The sequence below is a fragment of the Terriglobus roseus DSM 18391 genome, assembly GCF_000265425.1.
GTDB lineage: Bacteria > Acidobacteriota > Terriglobia > Terriglobales > Acidobacteriaceae > Terriglobus > Terriglobus roseus.
Genome location: NC_018014.1, coordinates 2,854,971 through 2,877,752 on the forward strand (window position 1 = coordinate 2,854,971; position 22,782 = coordinate 2,877,752).

The window sequence follows — 22,782 nt, forward strand, 5'->3', positions numbered from 1 at the left end:
CCCTTGGACCCAACGACTCCACAGACGGCAACAATGTTGAGAAACGCCGACGTGGCATGAGCCGTCCTGGACTGAGTGTTTTATGCGCGAGCCGCACTGACCATATCGCTCATGATCCCGTATTGCGTATCATCACCTCGTGCTCTCACCAAGGCACCGCTGGAGATTCGATCCGATGGCAGCAACGCGACGTCAGTTCCTGAAGGGCAGTGGCGCATTAGCGGCCGCAGCCGCAGCTCCCACACTTCCTGCCACAAATGGGATTGCGCAGAAGCCTGCGGACCGATCGCCGAAGCCTTTGCTGCCTCTGAGCGACTACGTCAATGTGCTGCAAGGCACTCATTCAAATCCTCAGTTTTCGCGGGGAAATACGCTACCGATCGTTGCTGAGCCATTTGGAATGGCGCACTGGACGCTCGAATCCAGAGGTGGATCCCCGTGGATGTTCGCGCCAGAGGACCAGCGGATCCAGGGCTTCCGATGCACGCACCAACTTAGTCCCTGGCTTGGCGATTATGGCTGGTCCACCATCATGCCGGTGACGGGCGAGCCAGAAGTGCGTGCAAGTGCTCGCGCCTCATCGTATCGACCGAGTGAACTCGTGGCGCATCCGTATGGCTTCAAGATGAACCTGCTTCGCTACGGGTTGGACGCAGAGCTTACACCGACATGCCGCGGTGCCGTGCTACGCACAATCAGCCGTCACGGCGAGCCAATCTCGCTGCTCATTGATGTGCCCGAGCCTGGCGCCGAGTTCACCTGGGATGGCAACAAGGGTGTGCTGCGGTGGAAGACATCGGCGAATGTCGGAGGAACGCCCGCTGGCTTCGCGACGTTTTATGTACTTCGCGTCGGTGTAGCAGGCGCTACGTTCGAGCAGAAAGAATTAAAGGCGGCAGGGACCGGACGAAACAACGCGGCCAGCGTAGTCGGTCTGATTCACTTACACGCTACACAGGCGGAGATAGCGGTCGCCCACTCGTTCCTGTCATTTGAGCAGGCTGAGCGCAACATCGACACCGAGGTTGGATCGAGCACCTTCGACGCAGTCCAGGCGAAGACAAAATCAATGTGGGAAGAGCACCTGTCGGCAGTGAAGATCCAGGGTGCCAGCGAGAAGCAGATGCGGACGTTCTATTCCTGCCTCTTCAGAACTCTGCTCTTTCCTCGCACCTGGCACGAGATCGATGTCGACGGAAAGACCGTGCATATGAGCCCATACACGGGCAAGTCCACACCGGGCGTGATGTATGCAGACCACGGGTACTGGGACGTGTATCGAGCGTGGTATCCGATGATGACCCTGCTATATCCGGAAAAGCTGGGCGAGATCCTGCAAAGCTGGGTCAACGCCGGTACCGAGGGAGAATGGATGCCCCAGTTCCCTTGCCCGGGATATCGTGCATGCATGACAGGGTCGTTGATCGATTCGTTGTTCGCCGATGCGGTGGTGAAGGACATCCCAGGCTTCAACAAGGAAGCCGCATACCAATTGCTGAAGAAACACGCCACACAGCCCGGTGATCCCGCAAAAGGATACGGACGGCGCGGACAAGCAGCGTACGCAAAACTTGGGTTCGTTCCGAACGATCTGGTCGAGCAGGCATGCGTCGAATCACTCGATGCGCACTACGGTGACTTTTGCATCGGACAGATCGCAACAAAGCTCGGACACGCGGACGACGCGGCGATGTTTGCAAAGCGCTCGCGCGACTGGCGGCTTCTATTCGATCAGGACACAAAGTTCTTCCGCGGCAAGAACTCCGATGGCTCCTGGGTTCCGAACTTTCGCGAGTACCAATGGGGATCACCGTATGTAGAGGGCTGTGCGTGGCAGCACCGATGGAGCGTTCCGCACGAACCAGAAGCGATGATGGAGGCTTTCGGGGGTAAGGAAGTCTTCGTCAACGAACTCGTCAAGTGCGTGGAGCAGGAACCTCGATTTGAGGTCGGTGTCTACCATCAGGAGATCCACGAGATGAGCGAAATGGCTGCTGTGCGATTTGGACAATACGCACATAGCAACCAGCCTTCCCACCACATCCTGTACATGTTCACGATCGGAGGGCGCCCAGACCTTACTCAGAAATGGGTACGCAGAGTTCTTACCGATCTCTACTCTCCGGAAGACTTCTGCGGTGATGAAGACACTGGCGCTATGGCCGCATGGTATGTTCTGAGTTCTTTGGGATTGTATTCACTGTGCCCGGGCAAACCGCAATGGATGCTCGGCTCCCCTCTATGGAGGTCCGCAGAGGTGCGCCTGGGGCTGAAGGGGAAGACCGTGAAGATCGAATCGGTGGGAGATCCGGCTACGAAGCCGTACCGTGCTTCCCTGTCAATCGATGGCATCGACCATAGCGGAGACTTCGTGCAGCATGCGGAACTATTGAGAGCACGGAATCTGCGTTTCGCTGTGAAGGCATAGACGAGAAGCTCAAGTATCTCCTGACTCGCGGACGTTATGAGGGTAGTTTCGAACTACCACCGGTGCCTTGCAGCCTTGGCCCTTTTGCTGTTCACCCTAGAACACCTCATTATTGTCACTGCGGGCTTGAATTGGAAGAGAGATTTCGGCGATACAGCCCGTAGAATCTTGCCGATTTCTCAAAGACAGTGCTCCACCATGTGCAGCGATGATCTGCCTTGACAGTGTCAGCCCTGTGCCCGTTCCGTGCTCCTTTGTGGTGTAGAACGGTACGAAAAGGTTCTCGGGGTTTGCTAAACCCGCACCGTTATCAACGATGTGTAGCGATAGCGACGCCCCATCGATCGTCCAACTTAGATCGATGAATGCGGCATCGTCTGCGGCTTCCGTATGGATCGAAGCTTCGGCTGCATTCTTCAGCAGGTTGATAAGTACTTGCTGTAGCTGGTCCGGGTCACCCTGGATCACAATGTCGGGAGAAGGAAGCACCCGCACCGCGGCTCTCGTCTCCAACGGCGTCGTTTGCTCGACTAAGGTCATGAGATCGACTTCTGTCATGCGCGGTTGGGGTAGACGCGATAACTGTTGATAGGCCTGCAAGAAACGATTGAGTGAGTCCGCGCGATCCTCAATCACAACGAGACCGCGCTGGAACTCGTACAGATCTTGCGTGGTGTGGTTGCTGTTCCCGAAGGGGATGGGCCGGGATCGCAACATGGATGCGATGGATTTGATCGGAGTCAGCGAGTTATTGATCTCGTGTCCCAGGACGCGTATCAGGCGCTGCCATGCGAGGCGCTCCTCTTCCCGCAGTGCAGCCGCAACGTCGCTGAGCACGAAGAGCGTATGTGGTACGCCTTGAAGGCGGAAGGTAGAGCGACGGACAGACCAGCGAACGGGAGATCCTTCTAAGGCCGTGCGACCATCATCTTCTGGCGCATAGACCTCTCCATCGCGAAGACCTGTGAGCGCACTGAGTTTGAGCTGTGATGCATCTTGTCCTAGCGCAGAGCGGGGGTGAAGATGCAACGCTCGTTCGGCAGCGTTATTGAGCAGGCGAAGTCTTCCCGAAGCGTCAAAGGCAAGCAGTGGTGCGGGCATTGAGGAAATGACGCTGTCCACGAGAGCGAGCGCGTCCAGGGCAGAGTTGCGTTGACGCTGCAATGTGCTGGCGAGGGCGTTGATCTCAAGCGCCAGGTCACCCATCGAGTCGCCGCGCCGTGCTCCGCGGGCACGAAAGGTGTAATCCTCCTCACGCAGTGAGGACACGATGTTCGAGAGAGTCTGCAACGGGCGCGTCATGCTCTCGAAAAAGAACGACGTGACGAAGAGCCAAGCACCAAACGCGACCGACAAACATGTGGTCAGAAGTGGCCAGTTGAACTGCTGATGAAAGCACCACGTGGTGACAGTGAGAAGCGCCGGGAGCGACGAGAACGTTATCCAGAGTCGTAGTCGCCGCTCATAGCTAAGCTTGTTTCGCCTTCGGCCCAGGGGCATCCGCCGGCGACTTGTGCCGTTTTGTGGAACAGGCGGCGTGATAGCTGCGCCTTGAAGATCAGAGTCCATGCTTTTCCATGCGACGATACAACGCTCCGCGACTAAGGCCAAGCGCCTCGGCGGCATGACTAACGTTGCCGGAGTTTCGGGCAAGGGCCTTTCGAACAAGGACAGCCTCGACCTCTTCGAGACTCATGTCATCCAGATTCGAGCTGCCCTGCCGAACGCTCTGATGGAGGCCGAGTTCACTTGCTGCAATCCGCGTGCCGCGCGCCATCAACACGGCGCGTTCCATCGTGTGGTTCAGTTCGCGCACGTTGCCCGGCCAGACATACTGCAGCAACTGTTGCAATGCGCCGGCTTCGAAACCTTCGACAGGTCGGCGGTAGCGTGCAGCGTAGCGGGCCAGGAAGTGTGCTGCCAGCGCTGGGATATCTTCACGCCGGTCACGCAAAGGCGGCAGTCTAATCTCCACCGTGTTGAGGCGGAAGAAGAGATCCTCGCGAAACCGTCCGGCTGCTGTCTCCTCCGCGAGGTTGGCGTTGGTTGCCGAGAGCATTCTTACGTCAACGTTGCGCGTGACAGATGATCCGACACGCTCCAACTGTCCCGATTCGATGACGCGCAACAGTTTCGCCTGTTGCCGCAGCGGAATGTTCGCGATCTCGTCCAGGAAAAGAGTGCCCCCACTGGCGAGTTCGAAGCGTCCAATGCGATCGGCGCGCGCGTCCGTGAACGCTCCCTTCACATGGCCGAAGAGCTCACTCTCAAACGTGCCGTCCGGCAGCGCTCCGGTATTGACTGCGACCAGCGTCTTGCCAGCACGCAGCGAAAGTTGATGGAGGGTTTGAGCGACCACTTCCTTGCCGGTACCGTGCTCACCCGTGATGAGCACGTTCGCGTCCGAAGGGCCGATGCGGTGCATCAGTTCCAGTACCGAACGCATCGCGGGAGCGGTTGCGATGAACTCAGCGCTTCCCTCCGCGCGCAGGATCCGATTCTCTGCTTCGAGCAGCAGAGTGCGGCGATGCGCATGGTAGAGGTCGATCTGAGTTTTAACGATCGCCAGAAGACGAGCATTTTCCCACGGCTTCTGCACAAAGTCGCTGGCGCCCCGACGCATGGCCTCTACGGCAAGATCGACATTGGCCCATGCCGTCATAACAAGGATCGGCAGTCTCTCGCTGTTGCTACCGCACCCTTGACGGATGGTATCGAGTAACTGAAGTCCTTCCCCACCGCTGGTGGTGTCACGTGTGTAATTCAGATCGATAAGTAACGCGTCATACTCGGTGTCTTCGAGATATTTGAGCACCAGCGCAGGCGACCGCGCCGCATCGACAACATAACCTTCCGCGCGCAGCAACATCGCCAACGCCTCAAGGATGTAAGGCTGGTCGTCGGCGATGAGTAAGCGACATCGAGGTGAGTTGTTGTCACCTGCATGATGGCGTCGTGATGAAGGCTCTGCGTTCATAGATTCAGCGAACCGCTCAGGGTTGCGGCGCAATGACCTGGGACGTCTGGGTACCGACGCGTGCCGAGGCCACTGAAACGCCATTATCGTCCAATGTTGTTCCGATTGCGCGCTGCAGCTCGACGCGCGATTTTTGATAGGCCGTTCGTGCTGCGACCAAGGCAGACTCGGCGGATGCGAGTGCCTGTCGCGCAAGCAGCGTATCCTGCGCTGATCCTGCGCCGAGCTGTTGCTCCTTGCCGGTGATGTCGAAGGTCTTTGCCGCAAGATCACGCGCTTTCGCGGCTGCGGCCACGCGTGCCTGCGCCTGCTGCAGCGCGTATTGAGCGTTACGGACTTCAATGCGGATCTGCTTCCGCTGCTGCTGCACCAGGATCTCGGCCTGGCAGGTCTCCAACTCCGAACGATACTGGTCGCTCTTGGCTTGACGGTTGCGTATCGGCACATTCACGTTCAGACCGACATAGTAGTTTGGCGCGCTGTTGTTGAAGGTGTTGGTGAAGGAGCCACCGTATCCCGTTGGAACGGTGGACACAACGCCGCCAGTCGAAGCAGGATTCGTGAGTCCGGCAAGACCAACGCCACCGTACTGACCGACGAGATTCACGGCGGGCAGGAGTGCGTTGTTCACGGCATCGCGGCTGATGTCACGATTTTTCAGATTGATGCTGGAGATCTTAAGTTCGAGCCTGCGAGAAAGCGCGTCATTAATGATGATTTCGGTGGGTGCCTGTACCTCCTGCGCACTGTCCGCCGCAACCGCACTCAGGTCCGTGGGATGAACGGGCATGACTTCCAACGTCGGATCGTCCAGATTTCGAGTGAGCGCATTCTTCATCAGCAACTCTTGAAACTGCAGCACGGACTTTGCGATCGTAAGATCGCCCTCTGCGCGAGCGACTTCGCCCTCATCCTTCGTGACATCGAGTGCGGGGATTGCCTGCAATGCAAGCTGTTTCCGACCGAGATCCAGGGTGTCATTCGCGAAACCCAGCGTCCGCTCTTTGACTTGCTCATCTTCAAAGGCAGCAACGAGATCCCAGTAAAGGTTCGCCACCTGTGTGATCGTGCTGATGACCTGTAGTTCAAATGCCTCGTCCGAAATCTTCTTGTTGTTTCGCGCAATGCGCAGGTAGCGAAGATTCGGGCCACGTCCGAATCCGGCCAGCAAGGGTTGATTGATCCCGAAATTGAACTGGGAATTTAATGTCGGGTTCAGAAAACTATAGGGACTATTTGTTGTCTGCCTGTTTCCTTGATAAGTAAACGAAACTGTCGTCCCCGTGCTGAAGGACTGCTGATAACCGATGGTGCCGTTGATGCTGTTATCGCGAAGCGTTGGAACGCCGTAGATCGTAAGGTTCGACAGAGGGCTCGTGGAATGTTGAACGTTTGCACTGCCGGTGAGGATGGGGTCGTACGAGTTAACTGCCGTACCGCTGCCGAGTGTGGACTGCACCAGGCCTGACGCGCCTGTGCCCGCGCCGCCGGCTCCTCCACTGGTGCCGCCCGCGCCCGCGCCCGTGGAACTGGACCCGAAACCGCCAACACCATTGCCCCCGGGGGTATTCTGCACTACGCCCGTATTCACACCGCGTGTGCTGCCGCCGGCCTTGGTGCGTTCAATATCCGCTTCGGCGATGGGGATGTTGTAGCGTGCAATCGCCAGGTCCAGGTTATTCTCGAGCGAGAGAGCGATGGCATCGGCCAACGATAATTCAAGAACTCCGTTATGCATCAAAGCATCGATCCGTGGAGAATTTGAAAGATTCGCTGCAGGCACGCTGGCAGGACGGTAAGTAGCAAGCGGGTTATGCGAGTGTGGAAGCGTCAGCGGCGTGGAAGGCTGAGGCGCCTGCAACGTCGCACCTTGTGAGGGAGCCACCGCCTGAGCAAACGACTGAGATGTAAAGAAAAGAAGAGTCGCGGTAGCGGCTGTCCTTCCCGGGTTTCTAAGAGCAGATCTCATGCGGCGGTGGTACTCGCTTTCTGATGACAGGAAACAGTTAAGAGGCTTACTCAGCGCGAAGTGCCTGCATCGGTTCGATGGAAGAAGCTCGCCGCGCCGGAACCACGCCTGCGACCAGAGCACTCAGCAAAAGCAGAATGCTTGAGACGGCAAGCGGCAGCGGATTCCAGCCCTTTACGCCGTACAGCTGCGACTGCAACAGGTGACCTGCAGCCAGCGCGACCGGGATGCCAATGAGCAGCCCAAGGATGGTCTGCTGCATTGCGCCGCGGAGAATCATCATGAGGACATGGCTGCGGTCCGCTCCCAATGCCATGCGGATGCCAATCTCACTGGTACGGCGGCCAACCGTATAGGCCGTGACTCCGTAGATGCCGAGCGAAGCAAGTATGAGTGCCAGGACTCCAAAGACTATAGTCAGCCGCACGACTGTTTCGTCCTGCGTAAAGTGATTGCTGACCTGATCGGAATAGTTCAGCAGTTGAGCAATTGGAATATCAGAGTTCACTGACTGGAAGGTGCGACGCATCGTGTTGGCAGCCGTCGCCGCATCCCCGTCATACCGCACGATCAGCACGGTGGCGTAATGAAAAAAGCGCTGACTCAGTTGGGCATCCTGGATAGTTGCCGCCGACGCATTCACGTGTGAGAAATCGACGATCTGTGTCATGGGCAGGAAGTACATGCCTCGTACCTCGCCCCTCGGGTCGCGGTACTTGGAATCATCGACAACGCCAACGATCTCAAACTCGTGCGCCAGGTCCAGAGTTGGGCCGAAGTGCGCTCCAATGACCTGCTTGCCCTGAAGATACTTATCCACGAAACGTTTGTTGACCACGGCGACATGAGTACTGGAAACGGTGTCGTGATCGGTGATTCCCCGGCCCAGTAAGATGCGGGTTCCGAGCGCGTCAAAGAAATGCGGGCTCACTGCGTCATAGCTTGCACCCTGATTGCGCACCGATGGGTCTTGACCCGGAAGCGCGACACCACTGCCCCAGTTGTTGTCGCTCATGGGGCTATAAGTTGCATAAGAAAAATCATGCAGAGTGGGAACAGCCTGGAACGCCTGATCCAGTTGGCGGTACAGCCCATCGAGCCGCTCATACGGCATGCCTGACGCCTGGATGTCGATAAAGGCGATGAGCCGCCCCTTCGGCTGAAAGTGGAAGTCCTGCCGCTCCAGGTTCCGCAGGCTTGCGATGAGCAGCCCTGCGGAACTCAGAAGCGCAACAGACAGCGCAGCCTGCAGAATGACCAGCACCTTTTGTGGTCGGGCACTCGAATCAGTTGTGCTGCGGTTGGCCCCGCGTAGGGCTTCCGCAGGATTTGCGGCGGTAGCGATCCAGGCCGGTGCAATGCCGAACAAAACTCCGGTGAGGAGCGAGACCCCCAGAGCAAAGAGCAGCACCGGAATGGATGGAGACGCCTGGAGCGGATTGATCTGCACGTCCTTCATAAGGAGTGCGAGCATGCCCTTGACGCCACCATAAGCGACGAGCAAAGAGAGCAGTCCGCCTAGTAGAGAGAGAAGCAACGATTCGACCAGCATCTGCCGAATCAGCCGGGAGCGCGGCGCCCCTAACGCGGTGCGGACACTCAGTTCCTGGCTGCGCGCCATACCGCGGACAAGCATCAGGTTGGCGAGGTTGGCGCACGTAATCAGCAGGACGAATCCAGCGATCATCATCAGCATGTTGAGGCTGCTCTTGTACTGATCGCCAAGGTCATTGATGCCGCTTGCCGCAGGGGCGAGCTCCGTCGTCTGCTTTGCAAATTCTGCTTCCGTAGTGTGGTCGCTCGGTTCACGATGCGCCCGCAACCACCGGACAAGCTGGACCTGTATCGACTTCTGGATGAGCGGCACTTGCTTGCTGTCGGGAATGCGAGCTAACAGATCCAGCCAGTGGGAGTTCGGCATCAGCGCCAGCTTTCGTTCCGGTTCCAGCAACGGTTCATGCGCAAGCGGGAACCACACTCCGGCAGGGTCGGCAGCGTTTCGCTCTCCCAGAAAGTTTTCTGCTGCGACACCAACGACCGTGACCGGTCGCCCTGCCATCAGCAGTGCCTGGCCGACGATCGACGGATCGGAATGAAACTTGGCTTGCCAGATGGCGTGACTCAACACCACCACGGGCGGCGCACCTTCCTGGTCATCATTGGGCGTGATCAACCTTCCAAGAGATGGCTGCACACCTAACACCTGGAAGTAATTTCCAGAGACTGCCCGAGCGTCCAGCGACTGTGCCCCATTGTCACCGGCGCGCCGAGCCGTCACGGTGAGCGTGCCGGCCTGCACAGCGAGAATGCCGTCCGTACCGCTCACCTGGTCACGCAGAGAACGGTACAAATCGTTCGAGAAGATGCGCCAGTCGTTCTGCAATCCGCCGTCGACACAGCATTCAATCTCCTTCCCCACCTTGTAGATCTGCTCCGGATGCTGGACCGGCATCGACCGTAGCAGCACCTGGTAGGTGAGTGTAAAAATTGCCGTCGTCGCACCAATGCCCAGCGCCAGCGTGAGAATCGCTGTTGCCGCAAACCCCGGCGAGCGACGTAAACGCCGCATGCCATATCGGATGTCCTGCAAGATCGTGTTCATAGTCTCTCCCCGGATGCGTGCTGCTGGATGGGTGCGGGTCCGTTTTAGAGGACAGCGTTCCCATTGCGGTAGCCGGCCTGGTATTGCTGGTCGGCCTCTGCGATCAGGTGCTGCAGTTCCCCTTCGGCTACGACCTTGCCGTCAAACAAGTGAACCTGGCGGTCGGCGTGCGCAGCGAAGCGGGGATCGTGCGTGACCATGCAGATCGTCGCTCCTTCGCCATGCAGATCGGCAAGCAGACGCATAACGGCTTCGCCGTTCTTGGAATCAAGGTTGCCGGTCGGTTCGTCGGCGAGAAGGATGCTGGGAGATCCAGCGAGCGCACGTGCCACAGCCACACGCTGCTGTTGACCTCCACTCAGTTGCGCGGGATAGTGGCGGAGTCGGTGCGCCATGTTCACGCGCTCTAACGCCTGCACCACACGGTCCTTCCGCTCAGAGGCATTCATTCCAGCCCGATAGGTAAGGGGCAATTCAACATTCTCAAAGACCGTCAGGTCTCCAATGAGATTGAAGCTCTGAAAGATGAACCCGATCTCCTGGTTCCGAATACGAGAGCGGTCCGCGAAGTTCAGATTTGCGACCTGCTTACCATTCAGCGTGTACTCTCCGGCTGTCGACGTGTCGAGCAGACCAAGGATGGAGAGCAGCGTGGACTTGCCGCAACCGGACGGGCCGCTCATGGCAACGTACTCACCGCGTGCGATCGAAAGGTGCACACCACTGAGCGCATGCGTTTCGATCTCGTCTGTATAGAAGACCTTGGTCAGCCCCTCGATGTGAATCAACTGGTTCGCTGCTACTGTCATGGCGTTGCTCTCCCATTCGCGGATCACTGTTTTTCGATCTGGACGCGATCGTTGTTGTCCCACTTGCTCATGTCGCTCAGCACTACGGTGTCGCCGGGTTGCAGCCCGCCCAGCACCTGGATTGCATTCACCGACGCACGTCCCACCTGCACTGAGGTACGTACGGCAGTCCGTCCGTCAGGAAGAACTTTGAACAGACTGAGCGTGCTGTTCTCGTTCCCCTGCGCGGGACGGCCGACATAGATCACATCGTTGAGGCGATCCAAATCGATCGTGCCGTCCACACTCAGATCCGGGCGTGCTCCCTGCGGCAATGATCCTGTTAACGCAACATCGACGGTAACGGTTCCGTTCTGCACGGCAGGATCGACCCGCGTAACCTGACCGGCGATGATGCCGTTGTGCGTATCAATCGCCGCAGGCTGTCCAATCTGGATATCGCGCGCCTGCGTTTCCGCGATTTTGAGGGATGCTTTCAACTGATCGGGCTGCACGACCTTGGCCAACGTTGTGCCAACGTCTACGTGTTCGCCGACCTGATGAGGTAGGTCGACAAGAACACCGTCAATTCCCGCACGAACGCTGAGTGCATCCGTCTGGCGCTGCTTCAGTGCAAGCATCGCCTGTGCCTGCTCTACTTTCGCCTGCTGGACCGCGATCTGCGTCTTCACGGCCTGCTGGTTCAACTGCAGCCGCTGCCCTTCAATGTCATTGCGCGTGTTTAGCTCGTCTGCCTTGCCGCGTGACTCGTTGTATTTCAAGCCGCTGATCACGCCGAGATCGAGCAGGTTCTTGTCGGTTTGCGCCTGCAGGTTGGCCTGGTGCTGGTCCTGCCGCACGGTCGCGGCGGCCGCGCGCTGCGTCATCAGGTCGCTCTGCAGCTTTGCCTCGGTGTTCTTCAGATCTGCCTTCGCCGCCTGCACCTGAAGCTGAGCATCCATTAGTTGTTGCTGGGTCGCGGGGTCGATCAGGTCCATCAGGATGGTGTCTGCGTGGACGACGGCGCCTGGTAGCACACGGATCCGAACCACCGTGGCCTCAGACTCGGCCGGTATCAGGCGAATCCGGTCTTCGCGGGGCGTCAAAGTACCGGGCCCGCGAACCTGCCGCAGCATCGGGCCACGCTTCACAACGTCGGTAAACACCGGTCCCTCAACCGGTGGGGGAAGCCGGCTTCAGCCGCAGAAGGAAAAGGACAGCAACGGCAACGAGAATCGCTACCACTGAGGCAGTGATGACGTTGCGACGAAACTTCTTTCGTTTCAGATCGGGTCGAACGATATCCATGTACGGTGTCCTAGTGCACGGTGGCAGCCAAAGTAGATACGCAGATTCGCTGGCATTCGTGGCAGAAAGTGACCGCGGCCCGCGAGAAAGTGTCCATTCACGATTCAAGGTGTCCATTCGTGGACACCTTGATTTTGCAAACAAATGAAAGAGGGCACAGCGACCGATATCGCTGCGCCCTGCATTTCAGCTTGCTTACTGTGTTCGAAGTGCGACCAAAGGATTGATGTGTGCCGCTCGCCGAGCGGGAAAGTAACCGGCGGCGAGTGAAACCACAAGGAGCGACACCAGCATGGCGGCGAACGTCATCGGATCAGTCGCCTCTGTTCCGTAAAGCATTGCGGCAATACCCTTCGCAACGAGGATCGCCGCGACGGTGCCCACGGCAATACCGATGCCGGCAAGCCGAAGCGTGCGCTGAAGAACCGAGCGCAAGACGGAAGCTGGACTAGCGCCCAGAGCCATGCGTATGCCAATCTCTTGCGTCTGTCGCGTCACCGAATAAGAGATGACGCCGTAGATGCCAAGGCAAGCGAGCACGACACCGGAGGCAGCAAACAAGCCGACCAGCCATGCGAAAAACCGACGGGGTGAAGTGGAATGATCGACCAACGCCTGCATCGGCCGAACGTCCACCGCGCCCTGCGCCGGGTTAGTGCGCCGAAGAAGCTTCAACAAAGTGGGCTGCAGTGTCGCCGCGGATAGATTGCTACGCACAACCAGTTCCACCCCCGACATGTCGGAGAGTTGCGACACGGGAAAGTAAACCTGCCACGCGGAACTCGCCTCGACATCCGTCTCGTGAACATCGGGTACAACACCGACGATGCGGCGTTCTTTTCCGCTCATATCAACCATGTGATCCAAAGCGTCTCCACTCGGAAACAGCATCCGGGCAGCTCGCTCATTCAGGATGATGACCGGCTCGCTTGCATCATCGTCTTGCCACGAGAAATCCCGTCCGCGAAGATGCATGGCCATGGCCTCCATGTAGCCGGGCGTGATCATGTACACGAATGTCGGCATCCTCTCGTTGGGGCCATAGTGCACGCCCTTGATGCCGGGAGCACCCCAGGTACGATTACGCGCGAGCGGTAGGTTGTCAGCGATGCCGGCGCTCTGAATCCCAGGAATCGCACTGACCTGCTGCAGCAGATTCCGATAGTAGGGTCCGGCCTTCCCCGTCTTCAGGTCCGGCATTTCGACTGAGATCGTTGCGGCGTGCGATGGCTGGAAACCGAGATCAATCTCCATAACCTTCAAAAAGCTGCGCAGCAACAGACCTGCTCCGACGACAAGCACGCAGGCAAGCGCTACCTCTGAGATGATCAGCGCATTCCGCAGGCCCTCGTGCTTCCGCCCCTCGCTTGCTCCAGGACCGCTGTCCTTGAGCGTCGCCTGCAGATTCGCATCCGCTGTAATACGAAGACTGGGGACAACACCAAAGAGCAGTGTCGCGCCGATGCCAAGCAGCACCGTCCACAATAGCGTGGGCATGTCGATGCGCAGTTCGCTGATCAGCGGCAACGCCAGTGAACCCTGATGAGCCAGCCACTGCGTCACAACCGCAGCCAGCGCAATACCAATCGCGGCGCCCGCAAACGAGAGGAGGAGGCTCTCTGTGAGCAGTTGCCGAATGATGCGTTGACGACTCGCACCTAAGGCAAAGCGCAACGCAAACTCCTTACTGCGTGTTGCAGCGCGCCCAAGCAGCAGGTTCGATAGATTCACGCAGACGATCAGAAGAATCATCGCCACGGCACTCCACAAGACATACAGTGAGCGGCGCAGTGGACCGGCAACGTGCTCCTTCATGGGCACTGCTGCTACGGCCTTGTAGCCTCCTTTGCTGTCCGCCTGTTTCTTGCTCCAGTAAAGCTGCGGGAACAGCGTCGCTGACTCGGCCTCAGCCTGCCGCGTGGTAACGCCCGGCTTCAGGCGAGCGATAAGCGTCACGATGTTACCCCAGTCTCGCCCCTCATCCAGACTGAACGGAGAGAGGACATCGACGCGCGTGCCAGGCGAGAACGTAGCACCGAAATCGAAGGCGGCAGGCAGCACACCAATGATCGTTGCAGGTTTACCATCCACGGAAATCGCCTGATCGACGACATCGCGATCCCCGTGGAAATGGGTCATCCAGAAGGCATGCGACAGCATCACCACAGGCGACGCACCTTTGCGTCCGTCTTCCATGCGAAAGCCGCGTCCGAGTTGTGGCGGCACTTGCAGCACATCCAGCAGATTCGGGATAACACCGATTCCTGTGATCGGCGTAGGAATACCGGAGCCTGTAAGTTTCAGGTTATTCGGCGCGGAAAATGCAAAGTATCCAGTGACACCGCTGAATGACTGATTGCGATCGCGAAGATCCTCATACGCGTCGGAGGAGTATGTTGCACCAGACAGACCACCGCCCGCCTCGGCGGGCTGCAGCCACACAACCTGCCCCGGATTGCGGAAAGGAAGCGGCCTCAGCAGGATCGTGTTCACCAAGCTGAAGACAGCTATATTCGCGCCCATGCCAAGAGCCAGGATCAAGACCGCAATCGTCGTAAAACCACGATCACGCTTCAGCGACCTGGCGGCAAAGCGGAGATCCTGCCGCAGCGTATCCAGCCAGGCCCGCGGATGCTGGCGGTAGACTTGCTCCCGCGCCGACTCGATACCGCCAAACTCGATCAGTGCCAGACGACGCGCTTCGACCAGGGACATCCCTGCCCCCATCTTGTTGGCCATCGACTCCGCCAGGTGCGCACGGATCTCCTCCTCAACCTCTGTGGAGGGACGCTTCCGGAAGAAAAAGCGCAGGCGGCTCAACCTTGCGGCAATCATGCGAACTGCTCCGCAGTAGCTCCAAGAATGAGTGAGACGGCTGCACTTAAGCGTGTCCACTGCTCAATTTCAGCCCGAAGCTGCTTCTTACCAACCGGCGTCAGCGCATAGAATTTGGCGCGGCGGTTGTTGTCGGAGGCACCCCACGATGCTTCAATCCAGCCCTTGTACTCCAGCCGGTGCAGCGCTGGATAGAGCGACCCCTGGCCCACCTGCAGCACATCTTCCGAGATTTGTTGAATGCGCGAGGCGATCCCCCAGCCGTGCATGGGAGCATGAGCGAGTGTTTTCAGAATGAGCACATCAAGCGTGCCCTGCAACAGATCGGTGGATGGCGCCATCAACTCTCCCCTTGACGTTCGACACAAGCGTCCTCCATCCCTTGTCGAATGTCAAGGGGAGAACCCGTCATAAGACAGAATCGATAATTTCTACGAGAAAGGCCTTCAGCTTTCCTCCCTTTCTGGCTTCTTCAGGCCTTCTCACTTATGGGTGGGGTAGTTCTTCGCTCGAGGTTGACGCTCTTGGCCGCTCGCGGAGTCATGACTGCTTAGAGGCTTTTAGAAAATAGTCGCGGCCTTGCTGCCGCGGGAAGCCTACGCTCGGATCAGTCCTGCGAGCCGCGAAGAACCCCAAACGCCTCACAGCTTCGGCTCTCCTTAACGCAGCTTCTCGACCAATATCCTGCGCCGATGTCAGATTCAGCACATGGGAAGCCCCAACAAAGCAAGGTCAATGGAAGCGATCCCAGAATTCCTAATAAAGTGATTCTCCGGCATACTTCGTCTCCTTCCCTTCACTCACATCAAGAACACGAATAGTGGAGCGATGCAAAGTTCTTTATGACAAGAAGATTGCGAAGGCATCGGGCAGCTCGCGCTGACACCAGCGGCCCGACTTACACCACGTTGCCGCCAACCCATACGCAATCCATTCCTCCCAGCTCGAAGAGATCTCGTTCCGTGATGTCTGACGCGGTGATCAAAACTCCATTCTCTATACGAACGACCTGAACCCGTTTTCAGCCACCTGCACGGTACGTCGTGCGCCTGAAAGGACATCGGGCAATGAAAGGGTGATTTGTTAAGGCCACCCGTTTACACTCCGCAAACAGGTCTACATCCCAGTTTCCGCGAAAGCACTGACTCATCCGCGATTCCGCTATCGATTCAGAGTGAGAAATCACCAACTTCTTGGCGTTTGAGTTTAGGTAGGTGAAGATAAAGTCGTCTATCTCATCTTTTCCATCGAAGACCGTTTCACAAATCAACAGAGCATCCATGCTGCTCTCCGCCGCAGCATGCAGCCGATCCCTTTCGCGTTTCCAGAGAGCGCCCATACAAAGCGCTTTGTCTGCCTGTGTTTTCTCTGCTGTCGCGTCAAACACGATCCTGGCGAAGCCCAGCAACTTCCCATCAGGCCCACGCATGCCGGAAATCTCACACCTTGCCCAGAAGCGGCCACCATCCTTCTTTAGGTGCCAGTTCTCTCCTGTGCATCGACCGCATTCTGCGGCTTCCCACATCTCGCGATCGGGGATCCGCTTTGCGACATCTTCGGGCAGATAGAACATGGAAAAGTGGCGAGCCAAAACTTCGCTTGCAGCGTATCCCTTCATCCTCTCCGCGCCGAGATTCCATGAACGGACTTGCCCCCGGCAATCGAGCATGTAGAGGGCGTAACTCCCAATGGATTCGACCATCAGGTGAAAGCGCCCCTCTCGGGAATGAAGACGGTCTCGATCGCAGACTCGTGACGGTGCCATCTCGACAAACGATTGAACTACCTCCGGATTTTGAAGTGCTGCCGCAAGTCGATACCCATGTCCTGAGACTGTTTGGATAAATTCACTTCCGTCCGGAAGTTTACCCATCGCCTTTCGAATCATGTAAATCGACTGAGTAAGGTTACCCTGCTCTACGAATGCTCCGTGCCAGACAGCCTCGAAAATCGCGGACTTGGAAACAACGTCCCCTTCAGCTCTGGCAATGAAGGCAAGCACATCCAATTGACGCCGTGAGAGTGCTAACACGCGCGGTCCGTCTTTTAGACACAACGGAAAGGAATGAAGGGAATATCTTCCAATTGCCTGAACCGGGGTACGAGCATCATGCAACATCGCTTTCGGCGTGCTGCTCATCATCAACCTCAATTCTCGTCCCATTTGAGTTTTTTTACATGGCGCTAGAACTAAGCTTGGCGCGCATAGAGAGACGGTTGGGCATCACGATATAGATCATGAAAGGTATTAGCAATCGTATTTTGAAAGGAAATAAACGTATCGCTCTGTGAACGAAAGCCAGGTGGGCCAGTGAGAGTAAAGCATTTTCAAGAAACTATCGTTCCTATAACTACCCTTGCTTGCGTCATCTCAAGCTGCATGGGAGTGTCGAACGTTTCATCCGCGCAGACCGCGAATGTTCAGCGCCCTGATAGTGAGGGAATCACTACCTTGCGTGAACGCGAACTACTTGCGCAGATCCATGACTTGCAAGAGCGGGTAGAAGCTCTTGAGGCTCGCCAAAATGGGACCAAGGGCCCTTTACACCTGGGTTCTCAGACTCCTGCAGGTGCTCTTTCCACACAACCACCTTCCGTCGACCCACTCCCGTCGTCAGCGCCGCCCGCAAATCTCACAACCCCTTCCTCCACTCAAGTGTCAGTTACTCAAAGCAGTCTCACCACGCGCTACGCGACAGCCCAGGCCCCTTCCAGCGCAGATGCTGCATCAACATCTCCTGCACAATGGGGCGCACTCGAACCTGGACGGGGCTTCAAACTGGCCAAGACGGAGTATGGGGAACTAAACCTCAGCGGCTACGCGCTCGTCCGATACTTAAATCAGCTCCCCGCCTCCCACACCTATACCAGCTATTCCGGTATTTCCAAGACCTCAAACGGTCGCAGCGACATTCAGCTTCAACGCGCCCTGATCTGGATGAACGGCTGGGTGTACCACCCGAAATTCAACTACGAAGTTCTGTTGTGGACAGTTAATTCCATCAATCAGGTCACGGTCGCAGGAAAACTTGGCTATAATTTTCATCCAGCCTTCAATTTGTACGGCGGCATTGGGGGCCTTCCGGGCGTCCGGTCAATGACCGGTGCGTTTCCCTACTTTGCAGGTACGGATCGCGTGATGGCGGAAGAGTTTTTCCGCCCTGGATTTACAACTGGCATCTGGGCAGTCGGCGCCCTTTCCAAGAAGTCCCGCTACATGGTGATGCTGGGCAATAATCTAAGCCAGATTGGTCTGACGGCTAACAAACTTACGCGGAGTCCTGCAGTCGCTGCCAGTGCATGGTGGATGCCTACTAGCGGAGAATTTGGTTCACGGGGCGGCTTCGGAGACTATGAAAGACACAAAACGCTAGCGACTCGTTTCGGTTTTTCCTACACACACAGCCCAGAGACCCGCGGGAATCAACCCGATCCGGAATCTGGCCCTGACAATGTGCAGATCCGAGTATCCGACGCTTCGCTTCTCTTCGGACCTAGCTCATTGGCACCGGGTGTGACCCTGCAAACCGCCCATTTCAATCTATACGCCATGGATGCAGGCCTAAAGTACCGTGGTTTCGCGATCCAAAGCGAAGGATACGTACGAAACCTAGACCACTTCGAGTTCCTGAGCGGCTCACTCCCATATCACAGCATCCGCGATAACGGTTTCTATACGCAAGCTTCCTACACATTACCGTCCAGAACTATTGAACTTTACGCCTTGACCTCCCAGATTTTCGGCCAGCAGGTCTACAGCTACGAGTACGGCGGCGGGACGAACTATCGCCCATTTCACACGCAGAATTTCCGGGTGAATGCAGATGTGAAGCGAATCGTGCGCTCACCTGTCGACAGCCTCTTTGGCTACTACATAGGTGGGCTCAAAGGCATGACTGTGTCGATCTCTTCCGACGTATTTTTCTAGCGCCATGGTCCGCATCGACTATGCGCCGACAAAGCTGATCACTGGTAGGAGACGTGGAGATAAAGCATATGACGATGACAACCAGGTTTGAAGCGTCTTATCCTTCGTTGATATTACTTGTGGCTCTAGTGGCACTCCTGTCGCTTTTACCGATGCGCGGTCAAAACTCCGCTTACGAGTTCAATGATGCTCATTTTCATCTGACGAACTACGTTCAGGAGGGTCCCGATATCTCAGAATTCGTCAAGATCATGGGAACAAAGGTTGGGCGGGTTGCACTCTTCGGGATACCGCTCCAACAGCAGTGGTCTTATCGCATTTCCGGCGAAAACGCACCCCGATACTATCTCGACACCGATGCGAAGCTTTATTACTACTCTTTCGTTGATGCTGTCATTGCGGAGCAATACAAATCCCTTCCGCAAACAGATCAAGAACGCTTTGATCCCATGATCACTGGATTCAATCCCACCGACATGTATGCGGTGGACCACATCCGTCGCGTGCTAAAGACATACCCGGGAGTATTCACAGGAGTCGGAGAGTTCTCGATACATAAGGAGTTTGTCGCTTCCAAGATTGTCGGCGATGTTGCCAGTCTGACTGATCCTGCCCTTGATCGGATCTTGGATTTCGCTGGCGAGTCGGGTCTGGTCGTTATTCTCCATAACGACATCGATGTCCCCTTTCCAAAACCGGCACACGATGCGGCGTACGCAAAGGAACTTGAATCCCTCTTTCGGAGACACGCAAACACGACGATCATATGGGCGCATATCGGCCTCGGCAGAATCGTAAAGCCCTCGAGCGATCAGAGAGCCTTTGTCGAGAAGATTTTGTCTGACCCTACTTTGACAAACGTCTATTGCGACGTCTCGTGGGATGAGACCGCCAAGTACCTCGTGGGGCAACCTAATGGATTTCAAGCAGCCCGCGAACTCGCGACCCGCTTTCCGGACCGTTTCATCTTTGGCACGGACGAGGTAGCACCGTCAAATGCAGAGAGCTACATGAAGGTATATGAGCAATACAAGCCTCTCTTGGAAGCTCTACCTCCCGCCGTGCGAGAAAAACTCCTGAAGAGCAACTATGAACGGGTGTTTGGAAACGGTCGAAGGCGCGTCCGGGTCTGGGAGGCAGAAAATCTTCGAAATGACAGAAAGACAGAGTAGCGGGGTGATCTCCATTCGATAGCAAGAAGCGACATCTTTCGAGGAGTGACTTTTATGGACCACACCAGCAAGCGAATCAGGTTTCGAATGTCAACGACATCGAGTGGGCTGCGGCTCCTCATTAAGGGATGGCGCGAAATCCTAATCGTCGCACTCCTCTTTATTCCCACAACAGCCTTTTGTCAGGCCCCAGCCCCTGATCTTGAAGGCTTGAAGAACAGGCTTGCGAAACTCGAGAACGAGGTGCAGGCGATCCGATCTGCGATCACATCTATCGAGACAAAAACGGCACCCGCAGTGGAATCTGCACCAGAAGTGCATAGCAAGGTTCGACCTGTTGAGCCCGCATCCCAGGTTCCGCTCCCAAGCGTCGTTCATATTGGTGCGGCGACCGACACAAGGGAGACGATCAATCAGGTTGAAGTCGGTGCGACCCGCATCAATAACGAGTCGTTGGATCCTGCGCGACGCGGATATTTTAAGCTTCCGTTGACAGATACGCTGATTCAGATCAATGGCTTCGTAAAGAGCGATCTGTTCATTGACACAAACTATGCAGGTGCCTACTCTGGCGCCTATGTTCCCTCCCTATTCCCCTCTAGCCCCCAACCACACTCTGTTAACTCCAGCGTGGTCATGAAGGCGTCTCGGCTCGCTCTCACGATATTGCAGCCAGCTTCCGCTAAGACCGTGAAGGGATACTTCGAGGTTGATGCACTGGGCAGCACGTCAGGTACTTCCATACGCATTCGACACATCTACGCTCAGTACCTAAACATCCTTGGCGGCCAAACGTGGAGCGCGTTTGGCGATCCTGATGTCTTTCCCAATACATTAGAGTTTGAGGGCCCTCCGGGCATCATCGGACTGCGCAACCCGCAGATTCGGTACACACAAGCAATCAATGCGAAGCACAGCATCGGCTTCTCGGTCGAGAACCCGGGAACGGACACTCCTGCCAACACTCCATTTGGCACTCCTACTGGAACTTCGACCAGACCGGACCTGGTGGCGTTTTACCGCCTTGAGACACCCCATGGACACATTCAGTCGGCGTTCATCTCGCGATCGGTAGGCGGGGTTGTCGCTGGCACCTCCCAATCCAATTTGCGACAGCACCTCAATGGTTACGGCGCGTCACTCTCTGGCGCCTTCGCCTTTGGTCGCAATAAAGGAGAAAGCATAGTGGCTCAGGCGGTAATTGGGAAGGGCATCTCCAACTACTACAACGATAATTTTGGTCTGGGCTCAGACGTAGGCTTCTCGGCAAACAATTGACTCGTCACAACACCAAGTGGCTCGGTGTCAGCCGGCTACACCCATCCCTGGACGCCCATCCTATTCTCAAACATCAGTTACGGTTTTCTTAAAATCAATAATGCCGCGCAGGATCCTGGAACGAATTATCGCCTCAGCAACTATTCCACTGCGAGCCTTGTCGTCCAACCGAAGATCAATGTTCTCTTCGGAGCCGAGTTTATCTACGGCAGCCTACAGCGGAAGAACGGCTTTTACTGGGCGGCGCCCCGCCTGCAGATCAGTGCCACATATTACCTAAACAAGCATCCCCGAGAGTAGTCATATAGAGGCCTACCAATGAGATCAACGCAGAAGATTCTGAGAATCGTGTTCAGCGCAAGCTTCCTGCTGGCTTCCTTCACATTCGTCAGCGCTCAAAGCAATCGAAGTCCAGTCGCGCCCACCCCAGAACAGTTCCAATCAACGCTGGGCAACGCATACGAGAAGTTCAAGGGCGACACGGGAGGAAAGAATGCGGACTATATCCCGTACCTCGCTCATGTTGACTCGAAACTGTTCGGCATCGCGGTTGTGACGACAGATGGAAAGCTATACAAGGTTGGGGACGTTGAGTATGCCTTCTCCATACAATCGATCTCCAAGGTGTTTACGCTAGCGCTGGCCATGGAAGAACTCGGCCCCGACGAAGTGCTGGCAAAGATTGGCGGGGAGCCTACGGGGCGACCGTTTAATTCGATTCCTGCCGTGGTCGATATGCCGAGCCATGCGGGCAACCCATATGTGAATGCCGGTGCAATCGCCACGACGAGTCTGATTTCAGGCGCCGATCCCGTTGCAAAGTGGGCAAAGATCCTTGCTTTTTACAGCGAAGCAAGCGGAAGCAAGCTTTCCTTGATAGACGAAGTATATAAATCCGAGGCCGCCACCAACACAGGGAATAAGGCCATCTCGATGCTGTTGGCGAAATACGATCGCATCTACGCGAATCCGTTTGAATCGGTCGATGTTTATACCAAGCAATGCTCAGTAGGTGTCACGGCGGATCAGTTGGCGGTGATGGGAGCAACGCTTGCCAACAACGGAAAGAATCCTATGACCGGCAAGCAGGTGGTCAAACAAGATAATGTCCCACACATCCTTGCAGAAATGATGATGGCCGGGCTGTATGACGGCTCCGGACAGTGGGCCTGGACCGTTGGGATCCCCGCAAAGAGCGGTGTAGGAGGGTCCATTCTTGCAGTAGTGCCCGGAAAAGGAGCGATAGCTGTCTTCGCGCCACCATTGGACGAGGCTGGAAATAGCGTTAAAGCTCAAAAGGTCATTGGATATGTCGCCGACAAGCTTGGCATCAATCTTTTCGCGGCGAGTTCGGTTGGTTTGAAGTAAAAACCGTCTCTTCTGGGAAATGTGACAGCGCGACCAATTGCCAGGCGCTGCCAAGTTAGCTTTCAGCCGCTGGCGCTAAGTGAAGACAGGTACGGACAAGCGAATGGGGCGAGACCGGACTGGCCAATC

At 56.6% G+C, this 22,782-nt stretch carries 14 protein-coding genes; 5 read left to right on the plus strand and 9 right to left on the minus strand.

The genetic code is table 11. From position 1 onward, the window contains the following. Positions 1 to 175 precede the first annotated feature (175 nt). Positions 176 to 2,428, plus strand: a complete 2,253-nt coding sequence (locus TERRO_RS11750) for a GH92 family glycosyl hydrolase (RefSeq protein ID WP_014785877.1) — start codon at positions 176 to 178, stop codon at positions 2,426 to 2,428. A gap of 96 nt (positions 2,429 to 2,524) precedes the next feature. Here TERRO_RS11750 and TERRO_RS11755 read toward each other — a convergent pair whose 3' ends face one another. From TERRO_RS11755 to TERRO_RS22085, 9 genes are all read right to left on the minus strand, one after another. Then, complete coding sequence (locus TERRO_RS11755; RefSeq protein ID WP_169315297.1) at positions 2,525 to 3,997, minus strand: sensor histidine kinase; 1,473 nt, start codon at positions 3,995 to 3,997, stop codon at positions 2,525 to 2,527. After that, the gene (locus TERRO_RS11760) at positions 3,987 to 5,405 is read right to left on the minus strand and encodes a sigma-54-dependent transcriptional regulator (protein WP_014785879.1); all 1,419 of its coding nucleotides are present in this window, start codon (positions 5,403 to 5,405) and stop codon (positions 3,987 to 3,989) included. The genes TERRO_RS11755 and TERRO_RS11760 overlap by 11 nt, the downstream gene beginning before the upstream one ends. Before the next feature lie 16 nt (positions 5,406 to 5,421). Then, the gene (locus TERRO_RS11765; protein WP_014786158.1) at positions 5,422 to 7,116 is read right to left on the minus strand and encodes a TolC family protein; all 1,695 of its coding nucleotides are present in this window, start codon (positions 7,114 to 7,116) and stop codon (positions 5,422 to 5,424) included. Between the two features lie 304 nt (positions 7,117 to 7,420). Then, the gene (locus TERRO_RS11770; protein ID WP_014785881.1) at positions 7,421 to 9,976 is read right to left on the minus strand and encodes an ABC transporter permease; all 2,556 of its coding nucleotides are present in this window, start codon (positions 9,974 to 9,976) and stop codon (positions 7,421 to 7,423) included. 44 nt (positions 9,977 to 10,020) lie between these two features. Further along, positions 10,021 to 10,785, minus strand: a complete 765-nt coding sequence (locus TERRO_RS11775) for an ABC transporter ATP-binding protein (protein ID WP_014785882.1) — start codon at positions 10,783 to 10,785, stop codon at positions 10,021 to 10,023. A gap of 23 nt (positions 10,786 to 10,808) precedes the next feature. After that, the gene (locus TERRO_RS11780; RefSeq protein WP_014786159.1) at positions 10,809 to 11,930 is read right to left on the minus strand and encodes an efflux RND transporter periplasmic adaptor subunit; all 1,122 of its coding nucleotides are present in this window, start codon (positions 11,928 to 11,930) and stop codon (positions 10,809 to 10,811) included. A 337-nt stretch (positions 11,931 to 12,267) separates the two neighbouring features. Continuing rightward, positions 12,268 to 14,907: an ABC transporter permease gene (locus TERRO_RS11785; RefSeq protein ID WP_014785884.1), complete on the minus strand. Its 2,640-nt coding sequence runs from the start codon at positions 14,905 to 14,907 to the stop codon at positions 12,268 to 12,270. Next, positions 14,904 to 15,248: a PadR family transcriptional regulator gene (locus TERRO_RS11790; RefSeq protein WP_014785885.1), complete on the minus strand. Its 345-nt coding sequence runs from the start codon at positions 15,246 to 15,248 to the stop codon at positions 14,904 to 14,906. Before TERRO_RS11790 ends, TERRO_RS11785 begins: the two co-directional genes overlap by 4 nt. A 680-nt stretch (positions 15,249 to 15,928) precedes the next feature. After that, positions 15,929 to 17,050, minus strand: a complete 1,122-nt coding sequence (locus TERRO_RS22085; RefSeq protein ID WP_157178340.1) for a winged helix-turn-helix domain-containing protein — start codon at positions 17,048 to 17,050, stop codon at positions 15,929 to 15,931. Between the two features lie 513 nt (positions 17,051 to 17,563). Here TERRO_RS22085 and TERRO_RS11800 point away from each other — a divergent pair. The 4 genes from TERRO_RS11800 to glsA all read left to right on the plus strand — a co-directional run bounded on the left by TERRO_RS11800 (position 17,564) and on the right by glsA (position 22,653). Continuing rightward, the gene (locus TERRO_RS11800) at positions 17,564 to 18,835 is read left to right on the plus strand and encodes a hypothetical protein (RefSeq protein ID WP_052313315.1); all 1,272 of its coding nucleotides are present in this window, start codon (positions 17,564 to 17,566) and stop codon (positions 18,833 to 18,835) included. A 68-nt stretch (positions 18,836 to 18,903) separates the two neighbouring features. Then, entirely contained in the window at positions 18,904 to 20,007 is a 1,104-nt protein-coding gene (locus tag TERRO_RS11805) for an amidohydrolase family protein (RefSeq protein ID WP_014785888.1), read from the plus strand. A gap of 54 nt (positions 20,008 to 20,061) precedes the next feature. After that, positions 20,062 to 21,285 carry a DcaP family trimeric outer membrane transporter gene (locus tag TERRO_RS22090; protein WP_157178315.1) on the plus strand — a complete coding sequence of 408 codons (1,224 nt, stop codon included), beginning with the start codon at positions 20,062 to 20,064 and terminating at the stop codon, positions 21,283 to 21,285. A 318-nt stretch (positions 21,286 to 21,603) separates the two neighbouring features. Continuing rightward, positions 21,604 to 22,653, plus strand: coding sequence for a glutaminase A (glsA, locus tag TERRO_RS11820; RefSeq protein WP_014785889.1), 1,050 nt, complete (start codon positions 21,604 to 21,606; stop codon positions 22,651 to 22,653). The last annotated feature ends 129 nt before the right edge of the window (positions 22,654 to 22,782 follow it).

Bases quoted from the DNA above. Each gene is read 5' to 3' on its own strand.
- TERRO_RS11750 (WP_014785877.1), top strand. From the start codon at position 176: ATGGCAGCAACGCGACGTCAGTTCCTGAAGGGCAGTGGCGCATTAGCG.
- TERRO_RS11805 (WP_014785888.1), top strand. From the start codon at position 18,904: ATGACGATGACAACCAGGTTTGAAGCGTCTTATCCTTCGTTGATATTA.
- TERRO_RS11785 (WP_014785884.1), bottom strand. From the start codon at position 14,907: ATGATTGCCGCAAGGTTGAGCCGCCTGCGCTTTTTCTTCCGGAAGCGT.
- TERRO_RS11760 (WP_014785879.1), bottom strand. From the start codon at position 5,405: ATGAACGCAGAGCCTTCATCACGACGCCATCATGCAGGTGACAACAAC.
- TERRO_RS11775 (WP_014785882.1), bottom strand. From the start codon at position 10,785: ATGACAGTAGCAGCGAACCAGTTGATTCACATCGAGGGGCTGACCAAG.
- TERRO_RS11755 (WP_169315297.1), bottom strand. From the start codon at position 3,997: ATGGACTCTGATCTTCAAGGCGCAGCTATCACGCCGCCTGTTCCACAA.
- glsA (WP_014785889.1), top strand. From the start codon at position 21,604: ATGAGATCAACGCAGAAGATTCTGAGAATCGTGTTCAGCGCAAGCTTC.
- TERRO_RS22090 (WP_157178315.1), top strand. From the start codon at position 20,062: ATGGACCACACCAGCAAGCGAATCAGGTTTCGAATGTCAACGACATCG.
- TERRO_RS11770 (WP_014785881.1), bottom strand. From the start codon at position 9,976: ATGAACACGATCTTGCAGGACATCCGATATGGCATGCGGCGTTTACGT.
- TERRO_RS22085 (WP_157178340.1), bottom strand. From the start codon at position 17,050: ATGATGAGCAGCACGCCGAAAGCGATGTTGCATGATGCTCGTACCCCG.
- TERRO_RS11790 (WP_014785885.1), bottom strand. From the start codon at position 15,248: ATGGCGCCATCCACCGATCTGTTGCAGGGCACGCTTGATGTGCTCATT.